This window comes from Kushneria sp. AK178 (assembly GCF_053903105.1).
This window is the reverse complement of the sequence record NZ_CP096381.1, coordinates 2,211,876-2,228,004: the sequence shown is the minus strand read 5'-3', so window position 1 is coordinate 2,228,004 and position 16,129 is coordinate 2,211,876. Positions and strand designations below refer to the sequence as shown.

Here is a 16,129-nt window from a genome sequence, read left to right as displayed (position 1 = left end):
TTTCGTATCTGGTGGCTACGCCCTGATTCGAACAGGGGACCCCATCATTATGAGTGATGTGCTCTAACCAGCTGAGCTACGTAGCCGTTTAATGCGAGCGCATACTACGCAAAGGCCGTTGATGCGTCAAGCCCCTGTGCCGGCGCTGTCAGACATTGAAGCGAAAATGCACCACATCGCCGTCCTTGAGCACGTACTCCTTGCCCTCCAGACGCCACTTGCCGGCTTCCTTGGCGCCCTGTTCGCCGCCGAGTGACACGAAGTCGTCATAGGCGACCACTTCGGCGCGGATGAAGCCCTTTTGAAAGTCGGTATGAATGACACCGGCCCCCTGCGGTGCGGTTGCCCCGATCGGTACCGTCCAGGCGCGGACTTCCTTGACGCCGGCGGTGAAGTAGGTCTGAAGCCCCAGCAGGCCGTAGCCGGCCCGAATCACGCGATCGAGCCCGGGCTCTTCCATCCCCAGCTCATCGAGGAACATGGCGCGCTCTTCTTCCTCGAGCTCGGCAATTTCGGCCTCGATCTTGTTGCAGACCGGCACGACCACGGCGCCTTCCTCGGCGGCGATGGCGTTGACCACATCCAGATGCGGATTGTTGTCGAACCCGTTTTCATCGACATTGGCAATGTACATGGTGGGCTTGAGCGTCAAAAAGCCATAGCTCTTGAGCAGCTTCTTCTCGTCGTCATCCAGCCCGAAGCTGCGCAGCGGCTGGCCTTCCGCCAGATGTGGCTGGATGCGCTCCAGCAGTGCCTTGCTGGCCGCGGCGTCCTTGTCCCCGCTCTTGACCGTGCGGGCCAGACGCTGCAGGCCGCGTTCGACGCTGTCCAGATCTGCCAGGGCCAGCTCGATATTGATGGTTTCGATATCGACACGCGGATCGACCTGGTTGGAGACGTGAATGACGTTGTCATCATTGAAGCAGCGCACCACGTGTGCGATGGCGTCGGTCTCGCGGATATTGGCCAGAAACTGGTTGCCCAGCCCTTCGCCTTTTGAAGCACCGGCCACCAGGCCTGCGATATCGACGAACTCCATGGTGGTCGGAATCACCTTTTCCGGCCTGACGATTCCAGCCAGACGCTCAAGGCGCGGGTCCGGCATCGGTACGATGCCGGTATTGGGTTCGATGGTGCAGAAGGGGAAGTTTTCTGCATCGATGCCTGACTTGGTCAGGGCATTGAAAAGCGTCGATTTGCCCACGTTGGGCAGGCCGACAATACCGCAATTGAATCCCATGGATGTGCATCCTGCAGTGTAGGGCGATGTGTTCAATCCGGCCCGACGCGCGGGCCGATATGGCGCGAAGTTTACCTGCTGCCGCGCCCGGGTCGCTACCGCCCGGACGATTTCCGGCGACCGGCCAGGCCCACGCCGCAGGCGGCAAGCCCCATGCCGCTGATCTGTAGCGGTCCCAGCGTTTCGTCAAACAGGCCCCAGCTCAAAAGGGCTACCACTGGGGGCACCAGATAAAAGAGCGAGGCCACACTCGATACCGAACCACGGCGTATCAGCACCAGCAGCAGGGAGATGGCGCCGACCGACAGACCGAATACCGACCATAAAAGACCGGTCCAGGCCTGCCAGGTGGGTTCAAAACGCAGGTTTTCGGTGGCCAGTGCCAGCGGCAGCGTGACCACGAAGGCGCCGATGAACTGAATGGCCGCGTTGGTGCGTAGATCGGCGCCCGGACCGGTGCGCTTTTGCCAGATGGTGCCCAGCGTGATGCTCAGCATGGCGATCAGCACGGCCACAAGCGGCAGCGGATCGATCTCGCCGAAATCCGTCTGTAGTCCGGGCAGCAGTACCAGCAGGGTGCCGACAAGGCCGATCAGGACCCCCAGCCACTGGCGTGTGTCGGGCCGTTCATCGAGCATCGAGGTGGCGAGCAGGGTGGTTGCCAGCGGCTGCAGCCCGACCACCAGTGCGGCCACGCCTGCCGGCAGGCCGCGATCAACCGCCCAGAACACGCCCCCCAGGTAGAGCCCCTGCAGCAGAATGCCGACCAGCAGCGCTCGCGTCCAGGCCGTACGCCCGCGCGGCCACTGGGCGCCGACCGCCTGCGCGATCATGAGAAACACCAGCGCACTGAGCAGGTATCGATAGCTCAGAAAGGTCAGTGGATCGGTCCAGGGTGCCACCAGCCGCGCCGCGATAAAGCCGGTGGACCAGATGCCCACGAAGGTCAGCGGTACCAGACGTTCAAGCGTCATGACAAAAGGCTCCTGCAGCGATGGCCGGGCAGGGTCAGGCGGCGCTGAAGCTGTGAAGCTGATTCATGGCGCGCGCCCAGTCGCCGGACAGGGCCAGCGGCAGGGTCTCGAGCGATGCGTCGATGGCCTCATCGATGGCCCGGCGCTCGTTCTTGCCCGGCGATCCCAGGACATAATTGACCACCTGGCTGGCGCTGCCGGGATGGCCGATGCCCACTCTCAGGCGATGAAAGTTTTTGTTCTGGCTCAGAGCGTTGAGGGTATCGCGCAGGCCATTGTGGCCGCCATGCCCGCCACCCTGCTTGTAGCGGGCCTGGCCCGGGGGCAGGTCCAGCTCGTCATGGACCACCAGAAGCGATTCGGGCGGCAGCTTGTAAAAGGCCGCCAGGGCGCCGATCGACTGACCGCTGTGGTTCATGTATGTCGTGGGGGCCAGCAGGTGGATGTCCTGCCCCTCGATGGTGGCGCGCGCATAATGCCCGAGCAGCTTGCGCTCACTGCGCAGCGTGGTGTGATAGCGTCCGGCCAGTGCATCGATCAGCCAGAAGCCGGCATTGTGACGGGTCTGCGCGTACTGGGCGCCCGGATTGCCCAGCCCTATGATCGCCTTGATATCGCTCATGAGGTGTTCTCGCTAGTGTGAGCACAACGCCCTGCGGTACATGCAGGCCATACAACACAACGGCCGGGCGGCCCGGGCACATGGCCCGGCCCGACCGGCCGTCAGGCATCGAATGGCAGGCGCTATTTTTAGACCTGCTCGCCCTCGCCGCCGTTGTCGGCATCGGTGCGATCGACATCGGTGGACGGCTCGCCTTCACCTTCGGCGTCATCGGTGCCGCGATCCGGATGCGTGACGGTCACGATACCCATGTCATGGTCTTCACCGTGCGTCAGCGCCACGATGGTGACCCCCTTCGGCAGCGGGATATCGGACAGGTGCAGGGTATCGCCCAGATCCATGTCGGCCACGTTGACTTCCAGATACTCGGGAAGATCGGCCGGCAGGCAGCTGACGGCCACGTCGTTGGCCAGCACGTGCAGGACACCGTCCTGTTCGCGAACGCCCTTGCACTCTTCATCGCCGGCAAAGTGCAGCGGCACGGTGATGGTCAGCTCGTGAGTGGCATCCACGCGCATGAAGTCGGCGTGCGTAATCAGCTCCTTGTAGGGATGACGCTGCAGATCACGAATCACCACCTGCTCGGTGGTGCCATCAATGTCGATGTTGATGATGGAAGAGAAGAAGGCTTCATCTTCGAGCGCCTTGTAAAAGGCCGGCTTGTCGATGGCGATCGGCTGCGGTTCGGCGGTGCCGCCATAGATGATGGCCGCGACACGTTCGTTCGCACGACGCAGGCGGCGGCTCGCACCTTTCCCCAGCGCCGTACGAGCGACAGCGGTCAGTTTGTAATCATGTTTCATGGGTTGGACCCTCATTGGTTCAAGTCGAAAACGACACGGCCCGCGACCAGACCTGTGCCGTTTTATCAATCCTTCGCATCATGCGAAGGTGAGTACCGGCGCGATGTCAGTGAAACATCGCGCTGACGGATTCTTCGTTGCTGACACGCCGGATCGCCTCGGCGATCAGACCGGCCACCGAAAGCTGGCGAATCTTGCCGCTGCGACGGGCATGCTCGGCCAGCGGGATGGTGTCAGCCACTACCAGCTCATCGAGCTGGGATTTGGTAATATTGTCGACTGCCGGGCCCGACAGGATGGCGTGGGTCGAGTAGGCCAGTACGCGACGGGCGCCGTGCGCCTTGAGCGCTTCGGCAGCCTTGCACAGCGTGCCGGCGGTATCGACCATGTCGTCGACCAGCACACAGGTGCGGTCCTTGATGTCGCCGATGATATGCATCACCTGCGCCTGGTTGGCCGACGGGCGCCGCTTGTCGATGATGGCCAGATCCGCGTTGAGCTGCTTGGCGATGGCGCGGGCTCGCACGACGCCGCCCACATCGGGCGAGACGATGGCGATGTCGTCGTAGTTCTGGCGCTCGATGTCATCCAGCAGAATGGGCGAGCCGTAGACGTTGTCGACCGGAACATCGAAAAAGCCCTGAATCTGATCGGCGTGCAGATCCATGGTCATGACGCGATCCACGCCGGCCTTGACCATCATGTCGGCGACGACCTTGGCCGAGATCGGCACGCGGGCCGAACGCACGCGGCGATCCTGACGGGCATAGCCGAAGTAGGGGACCACGGCGGTAATGCGGGTGGCACTGGCCCGACGCAGGGCATCCACCATCAGGATGAGTTCCATCAGGTTGTCATTGGTCGGTGCACAGGTCGACTGGAGGATAAAAACGTCCTTGCCACGCACGTTCTCGTTGATCTCGACCGCGATCTCGCCATCGCTGAACTGACCGACCGTGGCATGGCCCAGACGATTATCGAGGCTCTCGGCCACCTTGCGGGCAAGCTCGGGGTTGGCGTTCCCCGCGAAGACCATCAGTTTAGACACGCGCAGCCACCTTTGGACGCTTGTAGAAAATCGGGGTGGTGTAAAGTCAAACGTGAGTGACATCGAAAAGAGATGGCTGGGGTACCAGGACTCGAACCTGGGAATGCCGGTACCAGAAACCGGTGCCTTACCACTTGGCTATACCCCAGTAACCTTGATGCAAGCACTGACGCTCGATGCTTCATGATACTCCGGTACTTGATGGTACCCGAAGCCTGTTCAGAGCCTGATGCAGGGGAGAGATGTTACAGCCGCGCGCCCTGAAAACGCTCCAGCGCTCCGGGTACGCATGCCGGGCGATACCATAAAGTATCTCCCTTTCCAGTTCAAGCGCTGACGTCTCGGTCTCCAGAGGACAGAACACGCAGGCGCCGGTTCCGGTCAGCATGGCAGGGCCGTACTGGCGAAGCAGATCAATGACTTCACCGATGCCCGGCTCCAGTCGTCGCGCCACGGCCTCGCAGTCGTTATGACCTCCCTGCAGGGCGCGCGACATACTAATCGAGGGGGTGTCACGTGTCAATTGCGGATGGCCGAAGACCCCGGCCGTCGACACGCTCGTGCCGGGGTGAACCACCACAAACCAGGGCGTATCCAGCGGTGCCGGCACCAGCCGTTCTCCCACGCCTTCGCCCCAGGCGGCAAAGCCGCGCACGAAGACGGGAACATCCGCGCCCAGTGCCAGTCCGGCCGTGGCCAGATGCTCCGTTCCCAGCTCGAGCTGCCAGAGGTGATCCAGCGCCAGCAGGGTGGTCGCGGCGTTGGAGCTGCCGCCACCCAGACCGCCGCCCATGGGCAGTCTCTTTTCCAGGGTGATATCCACCCCCGGCAGCGGGTGATCGACCGTCTCCTGTAGAAGGCGGGCGGCACGAACGATCAGGTTGTCGTCGGTGCTGACGCCTTCAATCTGCGGTGACAGGGTGATGGCGTCGTCATTGCGCCGGCGAAAATGCAGCGTGTCGCCATGATCCAGAAACTGAAACAGGGTCTGCAGCTCGTGGTAGCCATCGTCGCGCCGGCCCACGATGTGCAGCATGCGGTTGAGCTTGGCCGGCGCCGGCAGGGTCAGCGGGGCGTTATCTGTCATGGCAGTTCTGCCTGTCCCGGCTGCCAGCGGTTGATGACCAGAGTGGTGCGAATATCGTCATAGGTCATGACGATACGGCGCGGCAGCCACAGGCCGTCCGCCCGGCTCCAGTCCCGATAGTCGATGTGCCAGCCGGCCTGATCCAGCGTGGCGGGGAAGCCGATATCATCTTCGCTCATGCGGTGCGGGCCGCGCGGGTCGGGTAGCCCGCGCACCCAGTAGACCAGCGAGGAGAGCGGCAGCGACCAGCCCATCTGCTGGGCCATCAGCGCCTCGGGCGTGGCGGCCCGGAAAGTGCCATCACCGTTGGTCAGCGTGACCTGTCGGTCATCCCCTTCCAGCGTATTGCGCCCGGTGCCCCAGGGGCCGCTGACCGAGATGCGATACTGCTCGGCGCGCTGGGTCCAGTCGAGGTTGGCGCTCTGGCTGTCTTCCGGCGTGCGAATGCCGACCTTGCCGGCCGCCGTCCAGGTATCAAGGGCCTCGAGCCGGGACTGCTGGGTAGACCAGTCACCGGGGTAGCGGTCTTCCTTTTGTGAAGGGGCCTGGGTGGCACAGCCGGCCAGCAGGGTGATCAGGGCGAGGGTCAGAAGCCGCAGCGTGCGACCGGTCGCAGTGCCTGATGTCATGAGTCATTCTCCGCAGAAGTGGCAGTCGTTGAATTCGTTGGCTGGGGCAGCGGGCTGAGCGGTGTCAGCAGCGGATAGCGGTTCAGCAGGTCATCGATGGTGGGGTGGCTGCGAAAACGCGTCGTGGCACCGGCAATGATGCGCCGCGCCTGCTCGCTGTCACCGCTGGCCCAGAGCGCTTCGGCCAGGTGGGCGGCGACCTCCTCATCCGGCATCAGGGCGTAGGCCTGCTTGAGCAGCGCCACGGCCCGTTCCAGCTGGCCCAGGTGAAAGTGCACCCAGCCCAGACTGTCGATGACCGGCGGCGACTCCGGCGCCAGCTGGTGGGCGCGCTCGATCAGCTCAAGGGCTTCCTCGTGGCGGTCGGTCTGCTCGGTCAGCGTATAGCCCAGCGCATTGAGCGCATCGACGTTATCGGGATCGCGCTCGAGCAGGGTGCGCATGTCGCGCTCCATGGCCGCCAGATCCTGGTGTTCGATGGCCCGAATGGCCCTGATATATAGAAGGTCGTCATTGTCGGGCGCCTGCTGTTCGATGGCGCTATCGAGGCGCCGGTCGGCGCGCGTGCGCTGGTCGTTCTGATCCAGCAGTGACAGTGAAAGCTCCATGAGTGCGGCGGACTGGTCGGGGTGAGCGTCGGCCTGCTCCTGCAGCCAGTCCAGAGCGTCATCGATGCGCTGGTGTTCGGCCAGAAGCTGGACACCGCGCGCATGCGCCGTCATGAACTGCTCGCCTTCGGGCACCCGGGCGTACAGCGCCAGCGCCCGGTCGATATCATCGAGTCGTTCGCTGGCAAGCCCTGCCAGCAGGAAAAGCTCGCCGGAGGAAGAGGCGCTGTCACTGTCCAGCGCCGGCGTCAGCAGCCGCCGGGCGGCGTCCGGATGGTCGTTGCGCAGATAGAGCTGGGCCAGTGCCAGGCGCAGCTGACGATTGTCCGGCATGTCCTGCATCAGGGTGTCAAACTGCTGTTCGGCCGTGTCGACATCGTCCATGGCCAGGTTGGCCTGCGCCATGGCCAGAATGAAACGGTTGTCCTGCGGAGCAAACTCATGGCCGCGCCGGGCGGCTTTCAGCGCATCGGCGGCCCTGTCCTGATCCAGGGCAATCTGGCTGCGGGCCAGCCATAGCGCCGGCAGATCGGCATCCAGTGCCTGCGCGCGCTCAAGGTCGCGCCCGGCGGCGTCGTTATTGCCCTGGAGCGAGTGGATCAGGGCGCGTGTGATCAGTGCATGGGGCCGGTCGGGATGGCGCGTGATGTAGCTTTCAAGCGGGGCCAGCAACTCTTCGGGGCCGGCACCGCTGGTAACGGCATCTTCCAGAAACGTCTCGAGACCGGCATCCTGGCCGCTGGCATCGATTTCCAGCAGCAGCGCCATGGCCGTGGCCCACTCGCCCTGTTCGGCGGCGGCAGCGGCAAGGATGCGTCGGGGGGTGGCGCTGTCCCTGTCCAGCGCTGCCCAGTGATTGGCAGCGGCCACGACCAGCTGCGGGTCGTTGGCCAGACGCGCCATCTGCGTGGCGCGCCTGGCCAGCGCGATATCGTCGTGGCGCTGGCTCTGCTGGAGATAGGTGCGGGCGGCCAGTCCCGTATCGCCGCGCTGGGCGGCAATGTCGGCGCCCAGCAGTGCCCCGAAGGTGGCGCCGTCCAAACCTTCGCGAGCGGGCGTCTCCGGTGTCGGAGTGCTGACGTCATGGGATGTCGACGGCGCCGTTTGAGACTCGGCAGTTGCGACAGAAGTCGGCCAGAGTGCCGAGGGCAGCAGCAGGACTGCCATCGATAGCCATAGTGTGCGTTGGCGCATCCGTGTCCTCGTTGATGGCGAACCCTGCCGGGACTATGACGCTGATGAAAGCGTTACATCCCACGGCGTCCGGCGCTATGTTAGAATGCACGGCAATGAAGTGCGAGCACCATGGGCAGTGGGCCATCCGGCGGTGCCGCTCATGGCACGATCGTCGCACGGTATCACCGATAACGGACCTGACCTGACAGACCCGGGTACCGGACACCTTACCTAGTCATGTTTCAGCGTTCTACACGAACGTTATAGCTAATACGGTATCACGATGCTTCTTTCCCTAGGCATCAATCACAAGAGTGCGACCCTTGAGGTTCGTGAGCAGGTCGCTTTCTCTGCCAGTCAGATGGCGCTGGCGCTTGAAGATCTGACGTCGCGTGATGAGGTCGAAGAGGCCGTCATCCTGTCGACCTGCAATCGAACCGAGATCTATTGTCGGCTCGACGGCGGCGATGAGCGCCTGATCCTCGAGTGGCTCGGGCACTTCCACCGTCTGCCCGTGGCGTCGCTGGAACACTGTGCGCACTGGCACCGGGACGGCGAAGCGGCGCGCCATCTCATGCGCGTGGCCTGCGGACTGGACTCCATGGTGCTGGGCGAGCCCCAGATTCTGGGCCAGATCAAGAGTGCCTACCAGCTGGCCAGAACCCATCACACCCTGGGCAGTGATCTCGAGCGCCTTTTCCAGCATACGTTTGCCGTCGCCAAGCAGGTGCGCACCGAAACCGGCATCGGCGAAAACCCGGTGTCGGTGGCCTACGCCGCGGTCAACCTGGCCGGTCGCATCTTCGATGACATCCGCCAGTCCCGGGCGCTTCTGATCGGGGCCGGTGAAACCATCGAGCTGGTCGCCCGCCACCTTCGCGATGCCGGCATTCAGGGCATCATCGTGGCCAATCGCACACGCGAGCGCGCCCAGACGCTGGCCGATGAGGTCAACGGCGTGGCGATCGGGCTGGACGAGCTGGAAAACGCCCTGGTCTGCGCCGATATCGTGATCTCCTCGACCGGCAGCCCCACGCCGCTGCTGGGCAAGGGGCTCGTGGAATCGGCGCTGAAAACGCGCAAGCATCGCCCCATTTTCATGGTGGACATCGCCATCCCGCGGGATATCGAGCCGCAGGTGGGCGAACTTGACGACATCTTCCTGTACAGCATCGATGACCTCAACGAGGTCATCAGTGAAAATCGCCGCTCGCGTCAGGCCGCCGCCGACCAGGCCGAAGAGATGATTCTGGCCAACGTCTCGGCCTGGCAGCACGAGCGCCGGGTGCGCAACGCCGGTGACCTGATCCGGCGGCACCGCCATCAGGCCGAGCGCCTGCGCGCCGAGGCCGAAAGCGAGGCGCTGGCGGCACTGGCACGCGGACAGGACCCCGAGCGGGTCATCCAGAAATTGACGCAGCAGCTGACCAATCGGCTGCTGCATGGCACGACGTCACGCATTCGCGCGGCCTCCGGTGCCGAGCGGGTGGACCTCATTCAGGCTGCGGAGGAACTCTTGATCGACGACAGCGCGCTGCACCGGGAATCGCCATGAAGGCCTCGCTCAGAGACCGTCTTGACGGCTTTGCCGAACGTTTTGAAGAACTCTCCAGACTGCTGTCCGACCCGGGGGTCATCGGGGATCAGACCCGGTTTCGCAACTATTCGCGCGAGTACGCCGATCTGGAAGCGCTGGTCGGCCAGTGGACACGCTATCGCTCGCTCGAGGCCGATCGCGACAGCGCCCGTCAGATGCTCGAGGACAGCGACCCCGACATGCGCGCCATGGCCCATGACGAGATCGCTGAAATCGATGACACGCTGGCGACGCTGGAGCCGCAGCTGCTTCAGCTTCTGATCCCGAAGGACCCGGACGATCAGCGCAGCGTCTATCTCGAGATCCGCGCCGGCACCGGCGGCGATGAGGCGGCGCTGTTTGCCGGCGATCTTTTTCGCATGTATTCACGCTACGCCGAAAACCGCGGCTGGAAGATGGAGACCGTCAGCGCCAGCCACGGCGAGCAGGGCGGTTTCAAGGAGATCATCGCCCGCGTGGCCGGCGGCGACATCTACGCCCGGCTCAAGTTCGAGTCCGGTGTCCACCGCGTACAGCGGGTGCCGGCCACCGAATCCCAGGGGCGCATCCACACCTCGGCCTGCACGGTGGCCGTCATGGCCGAGGCCGATGAGGTCGCCGAGGTCGAGCTCAACTCAGGCGATCTGCGTGTGGATACCTTTCGCGCCAGCGGCGCCGGCGGTCAGCACGTCAACACCACCGACTCGGCGATCCGTATCACCCACCTGCCGACCGGCACCGTGGTGGAGTGCCAGGACGAGCGCAGCCAGCACAAGAACCGCGCTCGCGCCATGTCGCTGCTGGCGGCACGTCTCAAGCAGAGTGCCGAGAGCGCTCAGCAGCAGCAGCAGTCCGACACGCGCCGCTCGCTGGTCGGGTCGGGCGATCGCAGCGAGCGCATCCGCACCTACAACTTCCCGCAGGGCCGGGTCACCGACCACCGCATCAACCTGACGCTCTACAAGCTCGGCGATGTCGTGACCGGCTCGCTCGATGACATCATCGACCCGCTGGTGCATGAATATCAGGCCGACCAGCTGGCGGCCATGACCGGCGACAATGGCTGACGCCACCGCCATGCGTATTGACCGGGCCCTGGCGGACGGCATGTCCCGTCTGGCCCGTCACGCCACCGACGACACCGCCACCCCCCGGCTGGATGCCCAGCTGCTGCTGGCCCACGTGCTGGGGCGTTCAACCACCTGGCTGTATACCTGGGGCGACCGCGAGCTCGAGCCCGGTCAGCTCGAGCAGTTCCACGCCCTGATCGAGCGCCGTGCACAGGGCGAACCGGTCGCCTGGCTGCTGGGCTATCGTGAATTCTTCGGCCTGCGGCTGGCCGTGTCGCCTCACACCCTGATTCCGCGCCCCGATACCGAAACCCTGGTCGAGCAGGCGCTGTCGCACCTGCCGACCACCGGCGTGCGGGCGCTTGATCTGGGCACCGGCAGCGGTGCCATTGCGCTGGCACTGGCCAATGAGCGCCCCGGCTGGCGGATTACGGGCATCGATATCGTCGCGGAAGCGGTGGCCCTGGCGCAGCACAATGCCGAGGCCCTGGGCATCACCAATGCCGGCTTCGAGCAGGGCGATTTCTTCTCGGCCCTGTCGGCTTCGGCCCGTTTTGAACTGGTCGTCAGCAACCCGCCCTACATCGACGAGCTGGATGAGCATCTGGGGCAGGGCGATGTGCGTTTCGAGCCGCGTTCGGCGCTGGTGGCGAAGGACAATGGCATGGCCGACCTGCGCCACCTGATCGAAACGGCCCGTGACTTTCTGACCCCCGGAGGCTGGCTGCTGCTGGAGCATGGCCATCAGCAGGGCGGCGCTGTCAGAACAGCGCTGATAGAGGCCGGCTATGCGACCGTCAGCACCTGTCATGATCTGGGCGGGCGCGAGCGAGTCACCATGGGGCAGTGGTCTTGTGTCACCCCGAATTCCTGATCGCAGTACCGGAGTCTTCATGAACGACGAGCAGCTTCTGCGCTACAGCCGTCAGATCATGCTTAACGAGCTGGATTACGAGGGGCAGACACGCCTGATGGCGAGTCATGTCCTGATCATCGGCCTGGGCGGGCTGGGCTCGCCGGCGGCGCTCTATCTGGCAGCCGCTGGCGTCGGCACGCTCACGCTGGCCGACGATGACCGGGTCGACCTCTCCAACCTGCAGCGCCAGATCGCCCACGGCGAGGTGGACATCGACAGCTTCAAGGCGCAGTCGGCGGCCGAGAGCATCGCGGCCATCAACCGCCACTGCCGCACGCAGGTCATGACCGAGCGGCTGCAGGGGGAAGGATTGCAGCAGGCCGTGGAACACGCTGACATCGTGCTCGACTGCACGGATCGCTTCGAGAGCCGGGACGCCATCAACCGTGCCTGTGTGGAAGCCGGCACGCCGCTGGTCTCCGGCGCGGCCATTCGCTTTTCGGGCCAGCTCGCCGTTTTTGACCTGCGCGACCCGGCCGCGCCCTGCTACGCCTGCCTGTACGGCGACAGCGCCGACGAAGACCCGCTGACCTGCGCCGAAAGCGGCGTGATTGCCCCACTGGTCGGCATGATCGGCAGCTATCAGGCGCTCGAAGCCCTCAAGCTCCTGAGCGGCTGCGGCACCCCGCACCAGGGGCTTTCCACCTTTGACGGCCTGAACGGACAGTGGCGACATTTCGGGCTGGGGCGCGATCCGCACTGCCCGGTGTGCCTGTCGCGCCGGTAAAGGCGAACGTATCGTGAGAGCCGCGCTTCGAGCGCGGTTTTTTGATGCACCTGCGTTGGCAGGATGTCAGCTGCAGGCTGTTCTGAAAGTGGTGTGGCGCCCGACAGGGTCGTTTTTGACGGGCCGGGCCGAGGCCGGGATCCTGTCAACTGCGCCGGTTCATGGCTTCCCGGTACGCTTTCCCGCCATAATGTTGTTCCGATCTGCCTGATGAGCTGTCCCGATGAGCGAGCACTCCTGGTATGCCCACTCCCGCAACATCACGCTGGACAATACGGCGCCTTTAAAGGGGGCGCAGCGTCTTGATGTGGCGGTCATCGGCGGCGGGGTGACCGGCTGCAGCGCGGCGCTGCATCTGGCCGAGCAGGGCTATCGGGTCGCACTGCTGGAGGCCGGGGAGATCGGTGCGGGGGCGTCGGGGCGCAGCGGCGGGCAGATTCTGCCGGGGCTGGGCACCGAGCTGTCGGTGATCGAAAAATCGCTCGGCCATCAGGCCGCACGCGAGATCTGGGACATGAGCCGTGAGGCGGTGCAGCTGACCGAATCACTGATCGCGCGTTACGCCATCGACTGCGAGTATTCCCGCGGGTATCTTCACGCGGCGATCAAGCCGCGGCATGAGCGCGCCATGAAGGCCTGGCGGGACGAGATGGCCTCGAACTACGGCTACGAGGGGCTCGAGTGGCTGGAAGGTGATGCCTTCAAACGCCATGTGGTCACCGATGCCTATCCCGGCGGACTGTATGAGCGTGAGGCAGGGCATCTGCATCCGCTCAACTATACGCTGGGACTGGCCCGTGCTGCCCAGCGCGCCGGCGCCGTGATATTTGAACACAGCCGCGTCACCGACGTAACGCGGGGGACGCCGGTACGGGTGGCCACCGAGCGGGGCTATATCGACGTCGATCATCTGCTGGTGGCCGGCAACGCCTATCTCGGCGGGCTGCTCCCGGCGATCGAGCGCAAGATCATGCCGGTGGTGAACTATATCATTGCCACCGAGGCGCTCACCGAGCAGCAGATGGCGCAGACGCTGCCGCAGCGGGATGCTGTTTCGGATGCCAATTTTGTGCTGGACTACTATCGGCTCTCCCGCGATCGTCGGTTACTCTACGGCGGTCAGGTCAGCTACAGCGGGCGCGAGCCGCGCGGTCTGGTCGCGCTGATGCAGCGCAAGATGCAGACTCTCTTTCCGGTACTGGCAGACGTGTCGATCGACTATCGCTGGGGCGGCCGGGTGGCGATCACGCGCAATCGGGCACCGCACTTCGGGCAGCTGGGGCACAATATCCACTTTGTACAGGGCTATTCCGGGCACGGCATGGCGCTGGCGGGGCTGGCCGGTCAGCTGATGGCGCAGGCCGTCGCCGGGCACTCCGAGCGCTTTGATCTGTTTGCCGGCATGAAGCACCTCGACTTTCCCGGCGGCCCGCGGTTTCGAACCCCGCTGCTGGTACTGGCGACCACCCTTTATCGATTGAGGGATCGACTGTAGAAGACAAGTGCTCGAACATTCGATCCCCGAACAACACAGACAGACAATCTTCAGGAGGACCCCGTTCGATGGCAGAACGCGCACCGACCGCCGCACCCGGCGGGCCATTGTCAGCAGCCGAGAGCACCACGGGTAGCGAGGCCGGTACGGCGCGAGAGGCGTCCTCCATCAGTCTGAAAGGCGTTCGCAAGGAGTACCCGGGCGGGGTGGTGGCGCTGGAAAGCGTTGATCTCGATATCCGTGCCGGCGAATTCTTTACCCTGCTGGGGCCTTCCGGCTGCGGCAAGACGACACTGCTGCGCATGCTGGCGGGTCTGGACGAACCCAGCGCCGGCACGCTCTCCATCGGCGGGGTGGATGTCACCGACACGCCGCCCCACAAGCGCAGCGTCAATACGGTGTTTCAGTCTTATGCGCTGTTTCCGCATCTGTCGGTGCGCGACAACATCGCCTTCGGCCTGAAGATGCGCGGCATGGTGCGCGCCGAGCGCGAGCAGAAGGTGGTCGAGATCGCCGAGTTCACCAAGCTTGGCTCGCTGGTGGATCGCCGTGTCGATCAGCTCTCCGGCGGCCAGCGCCAGCGCATCGCGCTGGCCCGCGCGCTGATCTGTGAACCCGACGTGCTGTTGCTGGATGAGCCGCTGTCGGCACTCGATGCCGGTCTGCGCAGCCAGCTGCAGGTCGAGCTGCTGCGTACCCAGAAGCGGCTCGGCATGACCTTCGTGTTCGTCACCCATGACCAGGAAGAGGCGATGGTCATGAGCGATCGCATTGCGGTGTTAAGCGACGGCGTCATCCAGCAGATCGGCACGCCGCAGGAGGTCTACGAGCGCCCGGCCAACCTGTTCGTGGCCCGCTTCATGGGGCATGACAATCTCTTCTCGATATCGGCAAGAGAGGGCATGACGGTTCAAACGCCCATCGGGGCGCTGGAAACCGAGGACAAAAACGACGGCAGGGTGGCGCTGATTCGTCCGGAAACGCTGGAGCTGACCTCGCCCGGAGCGCCGAGCGTGGAGCCGGGCAAGCAGCTCAACGCCCTGATGTGCCGGGTGGTGGAGCGCTTTTATCGCGGCAGCAACGTCGAATACCGGCTCTCTCACCGCAGTGGCGAGCACTCCATCGAGCTGATCGCCGAAATCTCCAACACCGGCGAGCGCCTGTTTCGCGTCGGGGATGAGGTCAAGGTCGAGATCTACCCGGAAGACGTCATCATGCTCGGCGATGACGAGGAGGGCGCATGAGTCGGGTTGATCCGGTCTGGCGACGCCGCCGTCGCCGGGAAACCCGCCATCTATTGATGACCGTGCTGCCGGGGGCGCTGTGGATATTCATCTTTCTGGTGCTGCCCAGCGCCTATCTGATGTCGGTGGCCTTCATGACCAACGGCGGCTTTGGCCAGCCGCAGCTGCCGCTGACGCTGGATGCCTTTCGCAATCTGGCCGGTTTCGGCTTTCTGGGCTGGAGCCCGGGCAATCTTTACACGCTGTGGCGCTCGATATTCCAGTCTGTCATCTCGCTGGGGCTGGTGGTGCTGGTGGCCTATCCGGTGGCCTGGCACATCTCGATGTGCCGGCCGCGACTGCGCGGCATCATGCTGCTGGCGGTGGTGGTACCGTCCTGGACCAATCAGGTCATCCGCGCCTTCGGCTGGATGAACCTGCTCTCGCCGGGCACGCCGCTGTCGGACATTGCCGCCCGTCTGGGAATGATTGCGCCCAACATGGGGCTCTTTCCATCCGACTTCGCGGTGACGCTGGGGCTGGTCTACAACTTTCTGCCCTTTATGGTGCTGCCGCTGTACGCCGCGTTTGAAAAGCTCGATCACGCCCAGATCGAGGCGGCGCGCGATCTTTACGCCTCGCCGCTGCGCACCTTTTTTGTCGCCGTGCTGCCGCAGACCCTGCCGGGCCTGCTGGCGGGGTCGGTGCTGGTGGCCATTCCGGCCTTTGGCATGTACGTCATCCCGGAGCTTCTGGGCGGCGGGCGCTCGCAGATGCTGGGCAATCTGGTTGCCAGCCAGTTCGGCGAGGCGGCCAACTGGCCGCTGGGCGCGGCCGGGGCGCTTTTGATGCTGCTGGCCACCTTCATGGGGCTGGTGATACTGCGTCGTCTGGGTCGCCGCCTGGGCGGTGGTACCGAGATGGTGATCTAGGAG

At 64.4% G+C, this 16,129-nt stretch carries 15 protein-coding genes and 2 tRNA genes; 7 read left to right on the top strand and 10 right to left on the bottom strand.

Annotated features, from left to right (window positions below):
• Nucleotides 1–9: 9 nt before the first annotated feature.
• The 10 genes from M1D97_RS10135 to M1D97_RS10090 all read right to left on the bottom strand — a co-directional run bounded on the left by M1D97_RS10135 (nucleotide 10) and on the right by M1D97_RS10090 (nucleotide 8,205).
• Nucleotides 10–86: transfer RNA gene (locus M1D97_RS10135), tRNA-Met, on the bottom strand.
• 62 nt (nucleotides 87–148) lie between these two features.
• Nucleotides 149–1,240: a redox-regulated ATPase YchF gene (ychF, locus tag M1D97_RS10130; RefSeq protein WP_456267616.1), complete on the bottom strand. Its 1,092-nt coding sequence runs from the start codon at nucleotides 1,238–1,240 to the stop codon at nucleotides 149–151.
• 95 nt (nucleotides 1,241–1,335) lie between these two features.
• Nucleotides 1,336–2,214 (bottom strand): DMT family transporter, encoded by an 879-nt coding sequence (locus M1D97_RS10125; RefSeq protein ID WP_456267615.1) that lies wholly within the window; start codon nucleotides 2,212–2,214, stop codon nucleotides 1,336–1,338.
• Nucleotides 2,215–2,248: 34 nt separating this feature from the next.
• Nucleotides 2,249–2,836 carry an aminoacyl-tRNA hydrolase gene (pth, locus tag M1D97_RS10120; RefSeq protein WP_456267614.1) on the bottom strand — a complete coding sequence of 196 codons (588 nt, stop codon included), beginning with the start codon at nucleotides 2,834–2,836 and terminating at the stop codon, nucleotides 2,249–2,251.
• A gap of 128 nt (nucleotides 2,837–2,964) precedes the next feature.
• The gene (locus M1D97_RS10115; RefSeq protein WP_456267613.1) at nucleotides 2,965–3,639 is read right to left on the bottom strand and encodes a 50S ribosomal protein L25/general stress protein Ctc; all 675 of its coding nucleotides are present in this window, start codon (nucleotides 3,637–3,639) and stop codon (nucleotides 2,965–2,967) included.
• A gap of 106 nt (nucleotides 3,640–3,745) precedes the next feature.
• Nucleotides 3,746–4,687: a ribose-phosphate pyrophosphokinase gene (locus M1D97_RS10110; RefSeq protein WP_456267612.1), complete on the bottom strand. Its 942-nt coding sequence runs from the start codon at nucleotides 4,685–4,687 to the stop codon at nucleotides 3,746–3,748.
• A gap of 73 nt (nucleotides 4,688–4,760) precedes the next feature.
• Nucleotides 4,761–4,835: transfer RNA gene (locus tag M1D97_RS10105), tRNA-Gln, on the bottom strand.
• Nucleotides 4,836–4,868: 33 nt separating this feature from the next.
• On the bottom strand, nucleotides 4,869–5,774 hold the full coding sequence (gene ispE / locus M1D97_RS10100; protein ID WP_456267611.1) for a 4-(cytidine 5'-diphospho)-2-C-methyl-D-erythritol kinase: 906 nt from the start codon (nucleotides 5,772–5,774) through the stop codon (nucleotides 4,869–4,871).
• Nucleotides 5,771–6,403 carry a lipoprotein insertase outer membrane protein LolB gene (gene lolB, locus M1D97_RS10095; RefSeq protein ID WP_456267610.1) on the bottom strand — a complete coding sequence of 211 codons (633 nt, stop codon included), beginning with the start codon at nucleotides 6,401–6,403 and terminating at the stop codon, nucleotides 5,771–5,773. Before lolB ends, ispE begins: the two co-directional genes overlap by 4 nt.
• Complete coding sequence (locus tag M1D97_RS10090) at nucleotides 6,400–8,205, bottom strand: tetratricopeptide repeat protein (protein WP_456267609.1); 1,806 nt, start codon at nucleotides 8,203–8,205, stop codon at nucleotides 6,400–6,402. The genes lolB and M1D97_RS10090 overlap by 4 nt, the downstream gene beginning before the upstream one ends.
• A gap of 265 nt (nucleotides 8,206–8,470) precedes the next feature.
• Between M1D97_RS10090 and hemA the strand changes: the two genes are divergently transcribed.
• The 7 genes from hemA to M1D97_RS10055 all read left to right on the top strand — a co-directional run bounded on the left by hemA (nucleotide 8,471) and on the right by M1D97_RS10055 (nucleotide 16,126).
• Nucleotides 8,471–9,742, top strand: coding sequence for a glutamyl-tRNA reductase (gene hemA, locus M1D97_RS10085; RefSeq protein ID WP_456267608.1), 1,272 nt, complete (start codon nucleotides 8,471–8,473; stop codon nucleotides 9,740–9,742).
• The gene (gene prfA / locus M1D97_RS10080) at nucleotides 9,739–10,830 is read left to right on the top strand and encodes a peptide chain release factor 1 (RefSeq protein WP_456267607.1); all 1,092 of its coding nucleotides are present in this window, start codon (nucleotides 9,739–9,741) and stop codon (nucleotides 10,828–10,830) included. Before hemA ends, prfA begins: the two co-directional genes overlap by 4 nt.
• Nucleotides 10,831–10,840: 10 nt before the next feature.
• Complete coding sequence (gene prmC / locus M1D97_RS10075; protein ID WP_456270209.1) at nucleotides 10,841–11,707, top strand: peptide chain release factor N(5)-glutamine methyltransferase; 867 nt, start codon at nucleotides 10,841–10,843, stop codon at nucleotides 11,705–11,707.
• 19 nt (nucleotides 11,708–11,726) lie between these two features.
• Complete coding sequence (locus tag M1D97_RS10070) at nucleotides 11,727–12,476, top strand: HesA/MoeB/ThiF family protein (RefSeq protein ID WP_456267606.1); 750 nt, start codon at nucleotides 11,727–11,729, stop codon at nucleotides 12,474–12,476.
• Between the two features lie 223 nt (nucleotides 12,477–12,699).
• Nucleotides 12,700–13,971, top strand: coding sequence for an NAD(P)/FAD-dependent oxidoreductase (locus M1D97_RS10065; RefSeq protein WP_456267605.1), 1,272 nt, complete (start codon nucleotides 12,700–12,702; stop codon nucleotides 13,969–13,971).
• 68 nt (nucleotides 13,972–14,039) lie between these two features.
• A complete protein-coding gene (locus M1D97_RS10060; RefSeq protein WP_456267604.1) occupies nucleotides 14,040–15,215 on the top strand; it encodes an ABC transporter ATP-binding protein in 1,176 nt (391 codons plus the stop codon).
• On the top strand, nucleotides 15,212–16,126 hold the full coding sequence (locus M1D97_RS10055; RefSeq protein ID WP_456267603.1) for an ABC transporter permease: 915 nt from the start codon (nucleotides 15,212–15,214) through the stop codon (nucleotides 16,124–16,126). Before M1D97_RS10060 ends, M1D97_RS10055 begins: the two co-directional genes overlap by 4 nt.
• The last annotated feature ends 3 nt before the right edge of the window (nucleotides 16,127–16,129 follow it).

Excerpts from the sequence above, each read along its gene's own strand:
- pth (WP_456267614.1), bottom strand. The coding sequence starts at position 2,836 with ATGAGCGATATCAAGGCGATCATAGGGCTGGGCAATCCGGGCGCCCAG.
- lolB (WP_456267610.1), bottom strand. The coding sequence starts at position 6,403 with ATGACATCAGGCACTGCGACCGGTCGCACGCTGCGGCTTCTGACCCTC.
- ispE (WP_456267611.1), bottom strand. The coding sequence starts at position 5,774 with ATGACAGATAACGCCCCGCTGACCCTGCCGGCGCCGGCCAAGCTCAAC.
- M1D97_RS10125 (WP_456267615.1), bottom strand. The coding sequence starts at position 2,214 with ATGACGCTTGAACGTCTGGTACCGCTGACCTTCGTGGGCATCTGGTCC.
- ychF (WP_456267616.1), bottom strand. The coding sequence starts at position 1,240 with ATGGGATTCAATTGCGGTATTGTCGGCCTGCCCAACGTGGGCAAATCG.
- hemA (WP_456267608.1), top strand. The coding sequence starts at position 8,471 with ATGCTTCTTTCCCTAGGCATCAATCACAAGAGTGCGACCCTTGAGGTT.
- M1D97_RS10065 (WP_456267605.1), top strand. The coding sequence starts at position 12,700 with ATGAGCGAGCACTCCTGGTATGCCCACTCCCGCAACATCACGCTGGAC.
- M1D97_RS10055 (WP_456267603.1), top strand. The coding sequence starts at position 15,212 with ATGAGTCGGGTTGATCCGGTCTGGCGACGCCGCCGTCGCCGGGAAACC.
- M1D97_RS10070 (WP_456267606.1), top strand. The coding sequence starts at position 11,727 with ATGAACGACGAGCAGCTTCTGCGCTACAGCCGTCAGATCATGCTTAAC.
- prmC (WP_456270209.1), top strand. The coding sequence starts at position 10,841 with ATGCGTATTGACCGGGCCCTGGCGGACGGCATGTCCCGTCTGGCCCGT.
- M1D97_RS10060 (WP_456267604.1), top strand. The coding sequence starts at position 14,040 with ATGGCAGAACGCGCACCGACCGCCGCACCCGGCGGGCCATTGTCAGCA.
- M1D97_RS10115 (WP_456267613.1), bottom strand. The coding sequence starts at position 3,639 with ATGAAACATGATTACAAACTGACCGCTGTCGCTCGTACGGCGCTGGGG.
- M1D97_RS10090 (WP_456267609.1), bottom strand. The coding sequence starts at position 8,205 with ATGCGCCAACGCACACTATGGCTATCGATGGCAGTCCTGCTGCTGCCC.
- prfA (WP_456267607.1), top strand. The coding sequence starts at position 9,739 with ATGAAGGCCTCGCTCAGAGACCGTCTTGACGGCTTTGCCGAACGTTTT.